At 75.6% G+C, this 16476-nt stretch carries 16 protein-coding genes; 11 read left to right on the top strand and 5 right to left on the bottom strand.

The window, feature by feature from the left end; translation table 11 throughout:
- The 4 genes from ABZY31_RS30495 to ABZY31_RS30480 all read left to right on the top strand — a co-directional run.
- On the top strand, nt 1-1068 hold a 1068-nt coding region (locus tag ABZY31_RS30495; protein WP_356416814.1), incomplete at its 5' end, for an alpha/beta fold hydrolase.
- A gap of 449 nt (nt 1069-1517) precedes the next feature.
- A complete protein-coding gene (locus tag ABZY31_RS30490; RefSeq protein ID WP_356416813.1) occupies nt 1518-2894 on the top strand; it encodes an MFS transporter in 1377 nt (458 codons plus the stop codon).
- Between the two features lie 102 nt (nt 2895-2996).
- On the top strand, nt 2997-3956 hold the full coding sequence (locus ABZY31_RS30485; RefSeq protein ID WP_356416811.1) for a GNAT family N-acetyltransferase: 960 nt from the start codon (nt 2997-2999) through the stop codon (nt 3954-3956).
- A gap of 90 nt (nt 3957-4046) precedes the next feature.
- The gene (locus tag ABZY31_RS30480) at nt 4047-4994 is read left to right on the top strand and encodes a hypothetical protein (protein ID WP_356416809.1); all 948 of its coding nucleotides are present in this window, start codon (nt 4047-4049) and stop codon (nt 4992-4994) included.
- A 22-nt stretch (nt 4995-5016) separates the two neighbouring features.
- Here ABZY31_RS30480 and ABZY31_RS30475 read toward each other — a convergent pair whose 3' ends face one another.
- A complete protein-coding gene (locus tag ABZY31_RS30475) occupies nt 5017-6087 on the bottom strand; it encodes a hypothetical protein (protein ID WP_356416807.1) in 1071 nt (356 codons plus the stop codon).
- Between the two features lie 200 nt (nt 6088-6287).
- Here ABZY31_RS30475 and ABZY31_RS30470 point away from each other — a divergent pair, with 200 nt between their 5' ends.
- From ABZY31_RS30470 to ABZY31_RS30455, 4 genes are all read left to right on the top strand, one after another.
- Nucleotides 6288-6473 (top strand): hypothetical protein, encoded by a 186-nt coding sequence (locus ABZY31_RS30470; protein ID WP_356416805.1) that lies wholly within the window; start codon nt 6288-6290, stop codon nt 6471-6473.
- Between the two features lie 78 nt (nt 6474-6551).
- Nucleotides 6552-9440 (top strand): class IV lanthionine synthetase LanL, encoded by a 2889-nt coding sequence (gene lanL / locus ABZY31_RS30465; protein WP_356416803.1) that lies wholly within the window; start codon nt 6552-6554, stop codon nt 9438-9440.
- A gap of 74 nt (nt 9441-9514) precedes the next feature.
- Nucleotides 9515-9637, top strand: coding sequence for an ALQxL family class IV lanthipeptide (locus ABZY31_RS30460; RefSeq protein WP_356416801.1), 123 nt, complete (start codon nt 9515-9517; stop codon nt 9635-9637).
- Nucleotides 9638-9833: 196 nt separating this feature from the next.
- Nucleotides 9834-10526, top strand: coding sequence for an N-acetyltransferase (locus ABZY31_RS30455; protein ID WP_356416816.1), 693 nt, complete (start codon nt 9834-9836; stop codon nt 10524-10526).
- A 39-nt stretch (nt 10527-10565) separates the two neighbouring features.
- Here the strand turns inward: ABZY31_RS30455 and ABZY31_RS30450 are convergent, their stop codons facing one another.
- Nucleotides 10566-12140, bottom strand: coding sequence for an alpha/beta hydrolase (locus ABZY31_RS30450; RefSeq protein ID WP_356416799.1), 1575 nt, complete (start codon nt 12138-12140; stop codon nt 10566-10568).
- A gap of 433 nt (nt 12141-12573) precedes the next feature.
- Between ABZY31_RS30450 and ABZY31_RS30445 the strand changes: the two genes are divergently transcribed.
- Together ABZY31_RS30445 and ABZY31_RS30440 are read left to right on the top strand one after the other, a co-directional pair.
- Nucleotides 12574-12924, top strand: a complete 351-nt coding sequence (locus ABZY31_RS30445) for a hypothetical protein (RefSeq protein WP_356416798.1) — start codon at nt 12574-12576, stop codon at nt 12922-12924.
- A gap of 111 nt (nt 12925-13035) precedes the next feature.
- Nucleotides 13036-14088, top strand: coding sequence for an enoyl-CoA hydratase/isomerase family protein (locus ABZY31_RS30440; protein WP_356416796.1), 1053 nt, complete (start codon nt 13036-13038; stop codon nt 14086-14088).
- 68 nt (nt 14089-14156) lie between these two features.
- On the opposite strand, the gene ABZY31_RS30435 is transcribed toward ABZY31_RS30440, so the two are convergent.
- Entirely contained in the window at nt 14157-14756 is a 600-nt protein-coding gene (locus ABZY31_RS30435) for a hydrolase (RefSeq protein ID WP_356416794.1), read from the bottom strand.
- Nucleotides 14757-14822: 66 nt separating this feature from the next.
- Nucleotides 14823-15257 (bottom strand): MarR family transcriptional regulator, encoded by a 435-nt coding sequence (locus ABZY31_RS30430; protein WP_356416792.1) that lies wholly within the window; start codon nt 15255-15257, stop codon nt 14823-14825.
- A gap of 120 nt (nt 15258-15377) precedes the next feature.
- Here ABZY31_RS30430 and ABZY31_RS30425 point away from each other — a divergent pair, with 120 nt between their 5' ends.
- Nucleotides 15378-16157, top strand: coding sequence for a hypothetical protein (locus ABZY31_RS30425; RefSeq protein WP_356416791.1), 780 nt, complete (start codon nt 15378-15380; stop codon nt 16155-16157).
- 55 nt (nt 16158-16212) lie between these two features.
- Here ABZY31_RS30425 and ABZY31_RS30420 read toward each other — a convergent pair.
- Nucleotides 16213-16476 (bottom strand): putative Ig domain-containing protein (locus tag ABZY31_RS30420; RefSeq protein ID WP_356416789.1); only part of this gene is annotated, 264 nt, incomplete at its 5' end.

Below are 16476 nucleotides of genomic sequence, written 5' to 3'. Positions count from 1 at the left end.
GCACCCCGTACGCCCCAAGAGGAGTCCCTCTGCGGCCTCTTCGCCGCCACCCTCGCCGTCGACCACGTCGGCATCGACGAGAGCTTCTTCGACCTCGGCGGCCACTCCCTGCTCGCGGCCCGGCTCACGGCCCGGGTCCGGGAGGAGCTGGGCGCCCGGATCGGGCTGCGAGCCCTGTTCGAGACCCCGACCGTGGCCCTGCTCGCCGAGCGGATCAACGCCGAGGGCGGCACCGGATCCTCCGACGGGCTGGGGCAGTTGCTCCCGCTGCGCACCGGCGGCGCGAGCGCACCGCTGTTCGCCGTGCACCCCGGTGGCGGCCTCGGCTGGTGCTACTCCGGCCTCGTCCGCCACCTGGACCGCGAGCGGCCGCTGTACGCCCTGCAGGCCCGCGGCCTCGACGGTGCGGGCGAACTGCCCGCCTCGGTGCCCGAGATGGCGGCCGACTACCTGCGGCTGATCCGCGAGGTCCAGCCCTCGGGCCCGTACCACCTGCTCGGCTGGTCCTTCGGCGGCACGGTCGCGCACGAGATGGCCCGGCAACTCCAGGGGTCGGGCGAGGAGGTGGCGCTGCTGGCCATGCTCGACTCGCACCCGACCGGACGCTTCCGGCGCGCCGGGCGGCCCAGCGCGGCGGAGATCCTCTCGCTGGCCCTGGACGGACTCGGCGTGGACGAGCTGGCCGCGCTCGCCGCGAACGCCCCGGCGGACGGTGCGAAGACCCTGGGCGACGGACTCCCCACCGCCGAGGCGGTGCTGGAGCTGCTGCGGGAACGCGGCAGCGTGCTGGGCGGCCTCGACCCGGACGCGCTGGGGCGCCTGGTGAAGGTGACCGGCAACAACATCGCGCTGGCCCAGGGCGAGGAACCGGGCCGCTACCGCGGGCCCGTGCTCTTCTTCGAGGCCCTGCCGGGCCGGGGCGCCGACGGCATCCCGCTGGCCGAGCTGTGGGCCCCGCACGTGGACGGCCCGGTGGACAACCACCCCCTGGACATCCCCCACAGCCACTTCACCACCCCGGAGGCCCTGTCCCAGATCGCCCCCATCCTCGCAACGCACCTGAACTGACCCCCCCCCGGGACGGGGCACCCCCCCGCCCCGGGTACCACAACCCCAGCGCCCCCACACGCGCCTGGCAGCCGACGTCCCAGCGCTCCCACATCCACCGGGCCGGTGTATCCCGCGGCCACCACCCGAGCGCTCCCACATGCGTCCGGCAGCCGCCGTCCCAGCGCTCACAAATCCATCCGTCCGGTGCGTCCCGGGGGCACCACCGAGCGCCCCCACACGCGTCCGGCAGCCGACGTCCCAGCGCTCCCAAATCCAGCCCCGCCGGCGTTTGAGGCGCCCCCGGAGGGCTCACGGCGGGATACCCGCCCGCGGCCCCCGCCCCCCAGGGGTCCCGGCCTCGCACCGGCGCAAGCCCCCCCTCGCAGCCCCCGAAACGGAGCCCCGATCATGCCTTTGCCCCCGTCCCCGTCCCCGTCGCCGCCCCCGGCGGCCCCGGCGGGCCGGCCATGACCACCTTCATGCTCGTCTGGGCCGGCCGCCTCGTCACCGCCCTCGGCTCCAGCATCTCCGGCTTCGCCCTGGGCCTGTGGATCTACCAACAGACCGGCTCGGTAACCCAGTTCGCCACCGGCCTCCTACTCGCCTTCGCCCCCGGCATGCTCGCCGCCCCCTTCGCCGGGGTCCTCGTCGACCGCCACCGGCGCCGCGTCGTGCTCCTCTGCGCGGACGCGGGGGCCATGCTCGGGGCCGTCGCCCTGGCCGCTTCCCAGGCCACCGGCCACCTGGCCGTCTGGCAGGTCTACGCGGTCATCGTCGTCGAATCCTGCTGCGCCGCCTTCCAGTGGCCCGCGCTCTCCGCCGCCGTCACCGGCATGGTCCCGCCCGAGCAGCGCGGCCGAGCCAGTGCGATGACCCAGACGGCCCTGGCCGGCGCCCAGTTGCTGGGCCCGATGCTCGCCGCCGTCCTGCTCGGCGCGGGTGGCCTGCGGGCCGTCCTGGTGGTCGACGTCGTCTCCTTCGCGCTGGGTCTGCTCACCCTCCTGCTCGCCCGGTTCCCGGAGCCGACCCGGCACCCGGAACGCAGCGACGGTGTCCGCCACCGCACGGGCTGGTGGGCCGAGTTGACCGAAGGGCGAAGGCTCCTCACCCATCAGCCCGGCCTGAAACACCTGCTCCGCCTCGTCACCGTCCTCAACGCGGCCGAGGCCACCGCCACCGCCCTGCTGCTGCCGCTGGTCCTGGCCGCCACCCCGGCGGCGGACCAGAACGCCGCCGTGGCCATGGTCAGCACCGCGGGCGGCCTCGGCCTCGCCATCGGCAGCATCGCCATGTCCGTCCGGGGCACCCCGAGACGCCCCCTGCCCTGGGTCACGGCGGCCACCGTCCTCAGCGGGGTCGCGGTCCTGCAAGCCGGATTCTTTCCGCGCCCCGTCCCGCTGGCCGCGGCCGCCTTCGTCTTCTTCCTCGGCCTTCCGGTGGTCAGCAGCTGCGCCCAGGTGCTCTGGCAGTCCGCGGTCGCCGCCGAGGCCCAGGGCCGGGTCTTCGCCCTGCGCCGCATGCTGACCCAGGGCGGCATCCTGCTCGGGTACCTGCTGGCCGGACCGCTCGCCTCACAGGTCTTCGGCCCGCTGGTGGAGCCGGGCGGTCCCCTCGGCGCCACCCTCGGCCGCCTCTTCGGCACGACCCGCGACCGGGGCAGCGCGCTGCTCCTCTGCTGTACGGGCCTGCTCCTGGCCGTCACCGCCCTGGCCGGTCGCCACCACACCATCACCCCCTTGCCCGCACCGGCCGCGCAGGACCCGCCTCCGACCGAAGGCCCGCCACGGAGCGGGAGCCCGTCACCCGCCGAACGCGAGAACGCGGCCCGCCTACCCTCGGGGTGACCGACCGATCCACCGGCCCCGCCCGACCCGCACCGACCGGCCCCAGCCCGACCGGCCCCGCCCCGATCAGGCCGCGCCGCCCTCCACCGATCCGGAGTCACTGTGATCTTCCGCCCCGCCACCACGTCCGACCTCGACCGCATCCTCCCGCTCATCGTCACCGACGCGGCCGGCGGGATGACGGCCGACACGTACACGGCCCGCCTCGCCGCCGGGGAGTACCGCCCCGACTGGACCTGGCTCGCCGAAGACACCCCCGGGGGCGCGCCGCTCGCCCTCGCCGTCTGGTGGGGCGACCCCCACGAGGGCCTGCCCGGCGCCCTCGACGGCGTCTTCGTCGCCGCATCGGTCCGCTCCGCCGGCAAACGTACGGACCTGGCAGCCGAGTTGCTCGCCGCCGCGCACGCCGCCTACGCCGGAGCCGGTGCGAGCGCAGCGCCCGAATACCACCTCTCCCTTCCCGGCGACTGGCGCGAGCGGCCCGACACCGCCAAGGCCGTGGCATGGCGCCGGGAGGCGGCCCGGCGCGCGGGGCTCCCGGTCGTCCTGGAGCGGCTGCGCTACGAGTGGACGCCGCGCACCCCGCTCCCCGAGCCCACCGGACGGCTGCTCTTCACCGCCGAACCCGACGACGAGGTCTTCGTCGACCTGTTCCGCCGGGTCCTGACGGACACGCTCGACACGGCTTCCCGCAAGGAGGCCGAGAGCATCGGCGCCGAAGCACAGGCCCGTGGGGACGTCGCCTTCTACCGCGACACCATGCCCGGGGACCGGTCCTGGTGGCGGGTCGCGCGGACCCCCGGCGGCGAGCCCGTCGGCTTCGGTCTCCCCTCCCGCAACAACGCCTTCCCCGTGGTCGGTTACCTGGGCGTGCTCCCCGGCCACCGTGGCCGCGGATACGGGCAGGAGATTCTCGCGGAGATCACCCGGATCCTGGTCGCCGAGACGGACCCGGAGAAGGTCCGCGCCGACACGGACCTGAGCAACACGCCGATGGCCGCGGCCTTCGAGCGCGTGGGCTACCGCAATGACGCCCGCCGCCTAGTGCTGTCCGCCCACTGAGCGGACGCCGAGATCGTGCGTCTATCCGGTGCATATCCTCCCTCGCTTCCATGGGGCGATGCAGCAGCCCGCGGAGAGGGACGACCGAAGATGAGCACCGAAGAACCGACCGCGGCCTCGACCGCCGCGTGGCCCGCGGTCTCGACCGAAGCCGAGGCCCGGGCCGCGTTCCTGTCCCGGGCCGGCGGCCCGGCGCTCGGCGCGCGTGCGGTGCTGGAGCGGGCGGCCCGCCTGCTGCCCGGCGCGGTCGACGCCACCTCGGACGTCGAGACGGCGCTCACGGAACTGGCGGCCCGGGCCGCGAGACGCCCGGCGGCCGTGGATCCCGCGCCCGTGGAGCCCGTAGCCGCGACGCCCGTACCCGCGACGCCCGCGTCCTGGGGCCTCGAACTGGCCACGGGGGCGCTGCGCAGGGTTCCCGTCCCCGCGTCCGCCTCCCCGGTGGGCATCGCGGCGGGCCTCACCTGGGTCGGCGCCCTCGAAACGGGTCTCGCCCAGCACTGCGAGGCCCTCCTCGCCCGCTGCCTCGGCACGTCCGGAACCCGTGTGCCCCGACTGGACCTCGCGGGGGAGGGTCTCGCCGTCCCCGACGCGCTGCTGTGGGCCCTGTACACCGAGGGCGAGCCCGTCGCGCACGACCTGACCGGGCTGCTCTCCCTGCCCGCCTGCGCCGTCGCGCTCGCCCCGCGCACGGACGGGGCCCCCTCGCCCGGGGGCCGTGCGCCCGGCGCGGGGGAGACGGACACGGCCATCGCGACGGGCGCGACCCTGGCCGAGGCGGCCCGTACCGCCGCGGAGCGCGCCCTGGCCCGTCGGCGTGCTCGCGCGAGCGGCCGTCCCGTCCCGCCCGCGGTCCCCGCCATAGGCCGGGAGCTGGAGTGCGACCCTCCCCGGCCCCTGCCCCGCGCCCAGTGGTCCCACCCGCTGGACGCCCTGCGCTCCCAGGGCCACGACCCGGTCGCGGTGCTGCTGGACCACGAGGCGCCGGTGAGCGAGGTGCTGCCGTACCTCGTGCGGATCGTCCTGTCGGTGAAGTGACCCCCGCCGGAGGAGACGGGCCTCAGCCGCAAGCGCCCCCGTCCGGTCCCGCGGCGTCCGGTCCCGGCGCGTCCGGGGCCGCCAGCCCGGCGCGTTCGGCCAGCGCGCCGCCCTGGAAGCGGCTCTCGGCGCCCAGTTCCTCCAGGAGTTCCGCGATGTGGCGGCGGCAGGTGCGCAGGGACATGCCCATGCGGCGGGCGATCACCTCGTCCTTCGCGCCCTCGGCCAGCAGCCGCACCAGGGCTCGCCGCAGACTGTCGCCGACCTCCTTGTAGGCGGCGCCGCTGCTGCCGAGGAAGGGGTCCGCCGCGGACCAGTGCTGCTCGAAGACCCGGCACAGGTACGCCACCACGTCGGGGTCCCGTACGAGGACGGCTCCCTCGCCGGTGCCGCCGTCCGCGCGCCGTGGCAGGAAGGCCACGCGCCGGTCGAACACCACGGCCCGGTCCGGGAGTTCGGCCGCCGTGCGGTACTCGGCCCCGGCCGCGGTCAGGGTCTCGACGTACCCCTGCGTGGCGAGGTTGGAACGGGCCGAGTGCTGGTACAGCGTGCGCATCTGCACCCCCCGGCCGCGCATGGCCAGGTCCCGCTCGATGGCGTCGCCCAGGCGATGCGCCGGCCGGCCGCCGCCGGGCTGGATGGTGAAGACCTCCTCCCGGCACCGCGCCGACTCTTCGGCGAGCAGGGCCGATACGGCGGCCAGGTCGGGCAGCGAGTCGATGCCCTCGCGGCGGCCCTGCTCCTCGCGGGCGGCCCGGTAGCGGGGCATCAGGGAGTGCAGGTCGTCCCGGACGGCCTGGGCGTGCGCCGAGGTCCGGGCCAGCCGCGCCTCCAGCGGGCCGACCGCTTCGGCCGCGGCGGCGTCGGGACTCACCGCCATCAGCTCCCCGGGACGACCGGGGACCTCCCTGAGCAGCCGGAGCAGCAGCAGGGTCCGGCACGCCCGCTCGACCTCTTCGGCGCTCAATCCGACGTCAGGGGGTGGGCCGGGCCGGTCCCGCCGCAGACTTCCCCGGGCCAGGACGTGCTCGAAAACGGCGACGGCCGCCGCGTCCAGCCGTGGCAGTTCGGAGAAGTGCGTCCCGGTATCCATGTATTTACCCCAGTGTGCGGCCCTGCTACTTCCGTACCCTGCAGGGTATTGCCAGCTCACAGCGCTGGACCACGAGGGCGGCGCGTGAGGAGATTCGAGGTGTCGGCCACACAAACCCCTCCAGGCGGACACCGCATGGCGAATCCCCTCATCGGGGGCGTTCGCGCAACATGCCCCCCTCCCGATTCAGGAGTCGCACCATGCCCGCAGCCACCCGCTGTTTCCTCGCCCTGACGGTCGTGCTGGCGTGCGGAGTCTCCGCACTCGCCGCGACCGGCGGGTCCGGACCGGCCGGCGCGGCACAGGGCGACGCGGCGACGACGGTGCTCGCGGCCGTTCCCCTGGACACCAGCTGGGGCGACGACTACGTCGCCCCGCTGCACTGACGGCCCCCGGCGCGGCCCCGCCGCCCCGCACTCGCCCCCCTCGCCGCCCGTCCGCCCCGCACCGAAAGGCCGAAGAACGTGCCCTCCCCGCCTGAGACCCCCTCCCGGTCCGGACACGGGCCCCGCGAGCGGGCCGAGCGTCCGGCAGACCTCGCGCTCCTGCCCGACCTGGTGCGGGCCGTCATCGCCCGCTCCGCGGAGCGCGCGGAACAGGGGAACGGCCCGGCGGGGACCGGCGCCACGGGCGACGGGGCGCACGGCTGGTCCGTGACGCCGGGCGAGTTCTGGTGCCACGTGGTCCCGGACGGCGGCCGGGTCCGGCGCGCCCAGGGCTGGAAGCTCCACGTCTCGGCCACGCCGCTCGCCGCGCCGCTGGCGCTGGCCCGCGCCGCCGAGGTGCTCGTGGCCCGCCGCGCCGCCTTCAAGTTCGCCGCGACCCCGGCCCGGGTGGCGGCCCTGGTCTCGGGACGCTTCGAGCGGGGCGGCGGCGGCAAGTTCATCACCGTCTACCCCTCGGACGACGACCAGTTCCGGCAGCTCGCCGAGGAACTCCACCGCGCCACGCTGGGACTGCCCGGGCCCGCGGTGCTCTCCGACCGCCGCTACCTGCCGGACAGCCAGGTCTCCTACCGCTTCGGCGTGTTCGCGGGCGACCCGGAACTGACCGCCGACGGCTGCTTCGCCACCCTGCTGACCGACCCCGAGGGGCGCCGCGTCGCCGACGAGCGCAACGCCTGGTTCAGCCCGCCCGCCTGGGCGGACGACCCGTTCCCCGAGCGCGCGGCGGCCCCGGTCCGCAGCACCGCCACGGCCAAACCGGTCCTGCTGGGCGGCCGCTACCTGGTGCGCGGCGCGATCCAGCACTCCAACAAGGGCGGTGTGTTCCGCGCCGAGGACACCGAGACCGGCGCCCAGGTCGTCGTCAAGCAGGCCCGGCCCCATGTGGCCGCCGGCCTGGAGGGGCTGGACGTACGGGACCTGCTGCGCCGGGAGGCGACCCTGCTGGAGCGCATCGGCAAGGCCTTCCCGGAGCTGGTGCCCCGGCCGGCCGAGGTGTTCGAGCAGCAGGGCAGCGTGTTCCTGGCGGTGCGGGCCGTCCCCGGCGCCACCTTGCGCCGTACGGTCGCCGAACGGCTGGTCCGCACCGGCGCCGCCTGCCCCGACGGCGCCACCGCCGACGCCCTGGTCCGCCGGCTCACCGAACTGGTCGGCGCCGCCCACCACCTGGGCGTCACCCTGCACGACTTCAACCCGAACAACGTCATGGTCACCCCGGACGGCCGGCTCCTGCTGATCGACCTGGAGATGGCGGCCCCGGAGGGCGAGCGCTGGATGCTCGGGTCCACCCCCGGCTACACCGCCCCGGAACTGCGGGCCGCCCCCCAGGTGGCCCCCGCGATGGGCCCCGCCGTCGACCTGTACGCCCTGGGCGCCACCGTCCTGCACGCGCTGAGCGGCGCCGACCCGCTGTTCGCCCGGGACCGGCCCGCGGCGGACGCCCGGCCGGACGAGGACCGCCTCGCCCCCCTCGTCGACCTGCTCGCCCGGGACGAGGAGCCGCTGCGCCGCTTCACCCCGATGATCCTCGGGCTGATGCGGGACGAGCCCGCGGACCGCTGGACCCTGGAGGAGGTACGGCGGTTCCTCGACGGGGACCGGCCCGCCCCGCGCACGGCCACCCCGGCCACCGGGCGGCCCACCGCGAGCGGACCGGACCGCGCCGCCGACGTCCGCGCCCGCCTGGTGCGCGACGGCGTCGCGCACCTCCTGGGCACCATGGGGGCGCAGGACGCCGAGCGGCTCTGGCCCTCCGACACCTTCGGCCGGACCTGCGACCCGGTGGCCGTCCAGCACGGCTCGGCGGGCGGGGTGGCCGTCCTCGCACGGGCCCTGACGAGCTGGGACGACCACCAGGGCGAGGCACCGGGCGGCCCGGGAACGCCCACCCGGGAGGCCCTGCGCGAGGGGCTGCGCACGGCCGCGCTGTGGACGGCGGACCGGCAGGAGGCCCTGCCCTGGACCCTGCCCGGCCTGCACTTCGGCCGCTCCGGCACCGCCTGGGCGCTCCTCGACGCCGCCGGGGCGCTGGACGACCCCGCCCTGGCGGGGCGGGCCACCGCGCTCGCGCTGACGCTGCCCGTGCAGTGGCCCAACCCCGACGTGACGCACGGCGCCGCCGGATCCGGCCTCGCCCAGCTGCACTTCTGGCGCACCACCGGCGATCCGCGCTTCCTGGAACGGGCCGTCCAGGTCGCCGAGGGGCTGCTCGCGACCGCCCGGCACACCCCCGAGGGGGTCTTCTGGCCGGTGCCCGAGGACTTCGACTCCGGGCTGGCGGGGGCCTGGCACTACGGCTTCGCCCACGGCGTCGCGGGAGTCGGCACCTTCCTGCTGCTCGCCGCCGGAGCCACCGGCGAGAAGCGCTATCTGAAGGCGGCCGTCGAGGCGGGCACCACGCTGGCCACCGCCGCCCGCCGCGGCCCGGCGGGCACGCTGTGGCCCGTCGACCGGGCCCGGCACCTGGCGGACTCGCCCGACCTCGCCCGGCACTGGTGCAACGGCTCCTCCGGGGCCGGCACCTTCCTGGTCCGCCTGTGGGCCGCGACCGGCGGGACCGACGACGTCACCCGCGCGCTCGTGGAGGGCGCGGCCCTCGCGGTGCGGGCCGGACGCTCCGGCGACTCGCCCGCCGCGTGCCACGGGCTGGCCGGCAACGCCGAGTTCCTGCTCGACGCCGCCGAGCTCACGGGCGACGACGGCCACCGGGCGGCCGCGGAGCTGCTGGTCGAGCACATGGCGGCGCAGGCGGTCCTGCGGAACGGCCGGCTGCTGGTGCCTGACGACGACCGCAAGGGCGTGCTCGCCGAGTACGCCACCGGCCTGGCGGGGAGCCTCTCGCTCCTGCTGCGGATGCGCTCCGGCGGCCCGCGCGCCTGGCTGCCCGAGGGCGCGGGCGCCCACCCCTGAACTTCCGGTGGCCGCCGGCCACCGGTAGACGGTCCGTACGGACCGGTACACCTCCCCAACAGAAGGAGTCCGTCATGATGGAGTTCGACATCGACGCCCTGCAGGTCCTCCCCGCCGACCTGGCCACCGAGAACCCGGGCGAGGAGCACGCCGCCGCGCTCATCACCGCCTGCCGCATCCACTTCAGCGGCTGCTGAAGTCCGTAACGGCTGAACGGCGGGCGGAGCCCGTGCACAAGGAGGGGACCAGCCCGGGGGGCTGGTCCCCTCCTCGGTTCCAAAACCGCTGGCCAGGAGGGCGGACGCGGTGGCAACGTGGTGCGGCGTGAACCATGACGACCTCTCCATCAGCACCCTGGCCGAGCGCCCCGAACTGACCGGGCGCCTCTACGAGATGGCGGACCACTGGCCGGCCTTCATCCCGCACGAGCCGGTCGCCGGAGCCCTCCTCGGCCGGGTGCCGCACGCGTTCCCGCAGTACTGCGTCGTGGCCACCGACGGCGACCGCGTCGTGGCCCGCGGCTTCGCCGTGCCCTTCGACGCCGCCTCGGACGGCCGCGAGGAGATGCCGGACCAGGGCTGGGACCGGGTGCTGGGCTGGGCGCTGCGGGACCGGCGCTCCGGGGCCGCGGTGACCGCCGCCAGCGCGCTGGAGATCACCGTGGACCGGGAGTACCTCGGCCGCGGCCTCTCGTACCGGATGCTCTCCGCCCTGCGCGGCGCCGCCGCGGCGCGGGGCCATCGCGACCTCCTCGCCCCGGTCCGCCCCACGGCCAAGCACCTGCGGCCGCACCTGCCGATGGCCGAGTACGTCCGCCTGCTGCGCGAGGACGGCCTGCCCGCCGACCCGTGGCTGCGCGTCCACGTGAGGGCGGGCGGCGCCATCGAGCGGATCGCCCCCGCGTCGACGACGGTCAGCGGCTCCCTCGACCAGTGGCGCGAGTGGACCGGCCTGCCCCTGGACCGGGACGGCGCGGTGGAGGTGCCCGGCGCCCTGGTCCCGCTGCACTGCGACGCCTCCCACGGCTACGCGGTCTACGTCGAGCCCAACGTGTGGATCCGGCACCCCCTGACCCCCGCCGCGTGACGGGTTCCGCGCCCTCCCGGTCCGAAGCGGTCCGAAGCGTCAGAAGCGGTCCGGGGTGGCCGGAGCGGGGAGCGGAGCGGCCCGCCGCGCGTCCGGAGCGGGCGCGGTGGCCCGGCAGCTGACGTCGCGCGCCGGCAGCCGGCCCGTCGCCAGGTAGCCGGTCACGGTCGCGGTCACGCACGAGCCGGGATCGGCCAGGTACACCACGTGACCCTCCCCGCCCAGCGCCAGCACCATCCGCGAACCCCGCAGTGCCCGGTGCAGCCCCTGTCCGCTGGACAGGGGCGTCTGCGGATCCCATTCGTTCTGCACGGTCAGCACGTTCGCCGGGGTCCGCATCTGCGTCGCCGGCTCCAGCGGCCGCTGCCAGAAGGCGCACGGCTTGATGTTCGCCGCGAAGTCCCCGTACAGCGGGTAGGCGGCCTTGTCCCGGACCGCGTCGAGCCGGTACCGCTCGGGATCGCGGGGCCAGTCGTCCGCGTCCCCGCACACCACCGACCAGAAGACGGCCAGGCTGTTGTCGGCGGCCGGTTCGCCGGACGCGGCGCGCGCCGCGCCGAGCGCCGTCCGCAGGGACGGGACGGACGCGGGCGGGGGCGTGCCGTCGGCCGCCGCCCTGACCGCCGCGACCAACGGCGCTGCCCGGGCGGGGGAGAAGAACAGCGGGCGCAGCTCGCGGACCGAGTCGCCCGTCAGCTTCTCGCCCTGGAACTCGACGGGTTCGCGGTCGGCCCGGGCCACCAGGGCCCAGAACGCGGCCGACACCGCGTCCGGCGTGGCGCCGAGGTGGTAGTCGGCGTCGCGTTCCGCGGTCCACCGGGTCCAGCGGGCGAAGGCGGGTTCCGCCTCGGTCGCCCACGACCGCAGCGCGCCGCGCCACACGTGCCGCGGGTCCACGCCGCTGTCCAGGACCACGCGGTCGGTGCGGGCCGGGAACAACTGCGTGTACACCGCGCCGAGATAGGTCCCGTACGAGTAGCCGAGGTAGGAGATCCGGCGCTCGTCCAGGGCCGAGCGGATCGCGTCCATGTCGCGGGCGGTGTTGCGGGTGGTGAGGTACGGGAGGACCGCCCCCGCCTTCTCCCGGCACTTGTCGGCCACCGTGCGGGCCCACACCACGTCGGAGGCGAACGTTTCGGCGTGGTAGGGCCGGTTGACCGTCTGCTCGGCAGCGCTCAGCCCGCAGCTGACCGGGCTGCTCGCGCCCACGCCGCGCGGATCGAAGCCGATGAGGTCGTACTGGTCCCGCACCTGCGGCGGCAGCACGTCGGCGGCCTGCAGCGGCAGGTCGAGTCCGGGATCGCCCGGTCCGCCCGGGTTGAGCAGCAGCACGCCGTGCCGCGCGGCCGGATTCCCGCTCCTGATCCGGGAGACGGCGAGGTCGAGCAGCGGGCCCCGGGGGCGCTGGTAGTCCAGCGGAACCCGGATCGTCGCGCACTCGTACGCCGCCGGGCGGTCGGCGGCGCAGCGGTGCCACGCGGGCCGCTCGGGGCGGTAGTCGGAACCGGGTGCGGCCGGGGGCGCGGCGGTGGCCCCGGTCGCGGAGAGCAGCGGGACGGCGGTGGCGAGGAGTCCGGCGGCGGCGAGCAGGGGCGCGAAGCGTTTCGTGCGCACGGGGGAGCCGTTCCTTTCGGCGGGAGCGGTCGACGTGTCCGAGCGGCCGGAACGGCCGGGCGGACGGGACCGGAAGGGGCGGGTGACGGGACCGGGAGGACCTTCGGCCGGTCCCCTTCACCCTGGTGCACGCACCGGGCGGGCGGATCATCCGGAAGGGTCGGACCGTCTCCGCCGTGCGGATGAGCATCCCCGCGACCAACTCATCCTCGTACCATGCCGATTGGTCTCCCGGGGTGCGCTGGTGGCCGTGCGCCCGCTCGGCCGAGGTACCAGCTGACGCGCCGTGAGGCGAGGTGCCACCCGCCGCGGGGCGCCGGTTTCACTCGTCCCGGTGGAAGGCGGGCCGGTCGGCCCAGGGAGAACCGATTCGCTTCCGGAGCGTCGGCATAGCGTCCCTTCCGCCCCCCTCGCCGATCTTGAGGAGACCTTCGTGAAGCTTCGCAGTGCCGTCACCGCGGGCCTGACCGGGCTGGTGCTCGCCCTCGCCGTCCCCGGCTCCGCCTTCGCCGCGACCGGCGACTTCAGCTACACCTTCACCGACGAGAAGGACCAGGTGCTGACCGTCACCCTGCACGACCCGCGCAGCGAGGAGTGCGTCAACCTGCCCCGCGTGGGCAGCGACTGGTCCAGCCCGGGCCACACGCCCCACAACGCCACCGACGAGCGGGTGACGGTCTACGAGGGAGCGGACTGCGCGGGCCCGGAATGGACCCTGCGCGCCCACGGCAAGCCCGCCACCGAGCACCTCAAGGTGCGCTCGGTGTACTTCCACGGGCACTGACGCGAACCCCGGCCCGGGCCCACCGCGTCGGCGGCGGGCCCGGTCGACCACAATGGCGGTGGCGGCGGCGCCGTCCGCCGCCCGTTCGGACCATGCCGGGAAGGAACACCCATGAGCGACGAGGCCGACACGGTCCTGGTGACCACCGAGGGCCGCACCGGCCGGATCACCCTCAACCGCCCCGGGGCCCTCAACTCCCTCACCCGCCCCATGGTGCTGCGCATCGCCGAGGCGCTCACCGCCTGGGAGCACGACCCGGACATCGCCCAGGTCCTCCTCGCCGGCGCCGGGGAGCGGGGGCTGTGCGCGGGCGGCGACATCCGGGCGATCCACGCGGACGCCCGCGCGGGCGGCACGGCCTCGGCGGACTTCTGGCGCGACGAGTACCGGCTGAACGCGCGGATCGCCCGCTACCCCAAGCCGTACGTCGCCCTGATGGACGGCATCGTCATGGGCGGCGGCGTCGGGGTCTCCGCGCACGGCAGCGTCCGGATCGTCACCGAGCGCTCGCGCGTGGCCATGCCCGAGACCGGCATCGGCTTCGTCCCGGACGTGGGCGGCACCCACCTGCTGGCCCGGGCCCCCGGCGAACTGGGCACCCACCTCGCGCTCACCGGCGCGGCGGTCGGCGCCGCCGACGCGCTGCTGTGCGGGCTCGCCGACCACTTCGTCCCCGCGGACCGGCTGGCGGACCTGGCCGCCGACCTGGCCACCGCGCCCGTGAGCGACGTACTGCCCCGGTACGCCGGAGGCGCCCCGGAGGGCGAACTGGCCGGTCAGCGCGAATGGATCGACCACTGCTACGCCGCCGACACGGCCGAGGCGATCGTCGAGCGGCTCTCCCGGCACGGCGACCAGGCGGCCAAGCAGAGCGCCGAAACGATCCTGTCCAAGTCCCCGACCGCGGTCAAGGTCGCCCTGGCGGCCGTCCGCCGCGCCCGCGCCCTCGGCTCGCTGGAGCGGGTGCTGGCCCAGGAGTTCCGCGTCTCCTGCGCCGCACTGTCCTGGCCCGACCTGGTGGAGGGCATCCGGGCCCAGGTCATCGACAAGGACCGCACCCCCCGATGGTTCCCGGCCGATCTCGCCGGGGTCTCCGGGGCGGACGTGGAGCGGTCCTTCGCCCCGCTGGGCCCGGAGCGCGAACTGCGCCTCGACGGCCGCTGACCCGCTGATCGGCAGGGGCGCTCAGGGGCGGCCGTACGGGCGCGAGCGCGCCCCGGGGCCCCGGCGGTTCAGGATCCCGCGGGCCCGCCGGCCCCGCCCCGGGCGCCGAGGGCCTCGATGATGGCGGCGGTGGAGCTGACCCGGCCCAGGCGCGGGAAGATCTTGCCGAAGGAGTGCGCGTGCGACTGCGCGTCCAGGTCGGTCGTGGCGTCCTCCGCGAAGACCAGGCCGTAGCTGTTCTCCCAGGCCGCCCGGGCGGTGGACTCCACGCCGATGCTCGTCGAGATGCCCGCCAGGACGATCCGGTCGATCCCGCGGCGGCGCAGCTGGAGGTCCAGCTCGGTGCCGGTGAAGGCGCCCCAGTGGCGCTTGGTGATGCGGATGTCCCCCTCGGCGGCCAGCGCGGGGGAGATCTCGCTGAACGCGGCGGGCGGCGCGGCGGACGGGCCGGGCAGATCGGTGTCGGCGACCGGCAGGTCACCGCCGTCGGGGGACCAGGCGACGTTGACGAGGACCACCGGCAGCCGCTCGGCGCGGAAGGCCCGGGCGAGTGCGGCGGCCTTCTCCAGGACGTCGTCCGCCGGGCGGGCGGTGGGCAGGGCCAGGATGCCCTGCTGGAGGTCGATCAGGACGAGGGCGGTGTGCGCGTCGAGGTGCAGGTCGCTCATGAGGGTCTCGGTTCCTTCTCGTGGGGCGGGGCGGGGCTGGGCCCGGGGGCCGGCCGGTCGGCCGGATCAGCCGTCGGCGAGGCGCTTGAGCAGGCGGATCGCCTCGCGCAGGGTCGTCCGCTCGGCCCCGGTGAGGCGGTCGGCCAGCAGTTCGGCGAGCCGTCCGTAACCGGCTTCCCGGCGCTCGTGGACGGTGGCGCGGCCGCTCTCGGTCAGCGTGATGATCTGTCGGCGCCCGTCGGTCGGGTCGGCGCTGCGCTCGACGTATCCGGCCGCGCGCAGGGCGTTCACCGTGGCGATCATCGACTGCGGCCGGATCCGCTCCGCCCGGGCCAGTTCGGCCGCGGTCGCGGGGCCGTGCTGCTCCAGCTGCTTGAGCGCCGCCACCTGCGACAGGGACAGGCCGCCGGAAGCCGCGACGCGCATCTGGCGCACCACCATGCGGACCGCGAGCTGAAGGTCCTCGGCGGTCTCCCGCAGCTCGCGCTGATCGTCGGACATGCCGGGAGCGTAGGGGATCGACAGGCAGACTGACAAGGATGCCTGTCGATTTCGCGCGCCGGGTGAATGGCCGGAACGGCCGTCTTTCCGCGCCCGGCGTACGCCGGTAGACCTGCGCCCATGACTGCATCGGACATGACCAGCTTCGACGAGGTCTACGGACTGCCGGACCCCCGCGGGTACTTCGCCCAGCTGGGACCGTACGGCTATCAGGCACCGCACCACGGGCAACGGGTCTTCCGGGACCTGCTCGCCGAAGTGCCCCCCGACGAAAGGGTGATGCTCGACATCTGTTGTTCCTACGGGATCAACGCGGCCCTGGTGAACCACGACGTGACCCTCGACGAGCTGTACCAGCGCTACACCTGCGCCAAGGCCGTCGAGCTGAGCACCCCCGAACTCATCGAATGGGACCGGGAGTTCTACGCGTCCCGGCGGCTGCCCGAGGCCGTCGGGTCCATCGGCGTCGACGTGTCTCGGCCCGCGGTGACGTACGCGCTCGCCGTGGGACTCCTCGACGAGGGCTACTGCGAGAATCTGGAGACCGGCGAACCGGACGAGGAACTGCGCCGGGCCGCCGCCGGAACCGGTCTGATCACGGTCACGGGCGGGGCCGCCTTCCTCACCGAGCGGACCTTCGGCCGGCTGCTCTCCGCCGTGGGCCGTCCCGTACCGGTCGCCGCCTTCGTGCTGCGCACCTGTGACTTCCGCGGCGTCGTCGCCTGCCTGGAGTCGTACGGGCTGACCGTCGAGCGGAGCGCGCAGACCTACCCGCAGCGCCGGTTCACGGACGAGGAGGAGCAGCGGCGCGCGGTCGAGAGGGTCACCGCGCTCGGCGAGGACCCGGCGGGACGGGAGAGCGCGGGCTGGTACCACACCCGGCTCCACCTCGGCCGCTGAAGCCGGTCCCGGGGGCCCGCGGCGGGCCGCGCCCCCCGGGACCGGTACACCTGCCTCAGAACCAGGTGGTGGTGAGGGGGAAGGTGGTGGTGGCGCTGGTGGGGGTGGTGTCGGTGGCGGTGATGGTGATCCGTGTGGTGCCGGTGCTCCAGGGGGTTCCGGTGATGCGTCCGGTGGTGGGGTCGAGGGTGAGGCCGAAGGGGAGGCCGGTGGCGCTCCAGCGGAGCGGGGCGCGGCCGCCGGTGGCGGTCAGCCGGATCGTGCAGGACCGGGCGAACGTGCAGGTCTGCGGGCCGGGGTCGGTGATCTTGAGGTCACC

Source organism: Streptomyces sp. NPDC006529, assembly GCF_040611795.1.
Taxonomy (GTDB): domain Bacteria; phylum Actinomycetota; class Actinomycetes; order Streptomycetales; family Streptomycetaceae; genus Streptomyces.
Note: the sequence above shows the minus strand (reverse complement) of the source record. Positions and strands in the feature narration are given on the sequence as shown.

Bases quoted from the DNA above. Each gene is read 5' to 3' on its own strand.
- ABZY31_RS30490 (WP_356416813.1), top strand. From the start codon at position 1,518: ATGACCACCTTCATGCTCGTCTGGGCCGGCCGCCTCGTCACCGCCCTC.
- ABZY31_RS30480 (WP_356416809.1), top strand. From the start codon at position 4,047: ATGAGCACCGAAGAACCGACCGCGGCCTCGACCGCCGCGTGGCCCGCG.
- ABZY31_RS30475 (WP_356416807.1), bottom strand. From the start codon at position 6,087: ATGGATACCGGGACGCACTTCTCCGAACTGCCACGGCTGGACGCGGCG.
- ABZY31_RS30470 (WP_356416805.1), top strand. From the start codon at position 6,288: ATGCCCGCAGCCACCCGCTGTTTCCTCGCCCTGACGGTCGTGCTGGCG.
- ABZY31_RS30460 (WP_356416801.1), top strand. From the start codon at position 9,515: ATGATGGAGTTCGACATCGACGCCCTGCAGGTCCTCCCCGCCGACCTG.
- ABZY31_RS30455 (WP_356416816.1), top strand. From the start codon at position 9,834: ATGGCGGACCACTGGCCGGCCTTCATCCCGCACGAGCCGGTCGCCGGA.
- ABZY31_RS30440 (WP_356416796.1), top strand. From the start codon at position 13,036: ATGAGCGACGAGGCCGACACGGTCCTGGTGACCACCGAGGGCCGCACC.
- ABZY31_RS30435 (WP_356416794.1), bottom strand. From the start codon at position 14,756: ATGAGCGACCTGCACCTCGACGCGCACACCGCCCTCGTCCTGATCGAC.
- ABZY31_RS30430 (WP_356416792.1), bottom strand. From the start codon at position 15,257: ATGTCCGACGATCAGCGCGAGCTGCGGGAGACCGCCGAGGACCTTCAG.
- ABZY31_RS30425 (WP_356416791.1), top strand. From the start codon at position 15,378: ATGACTGCATCGGACATGACCAGCTTCGACGAGGTCTACGGACTGCCG.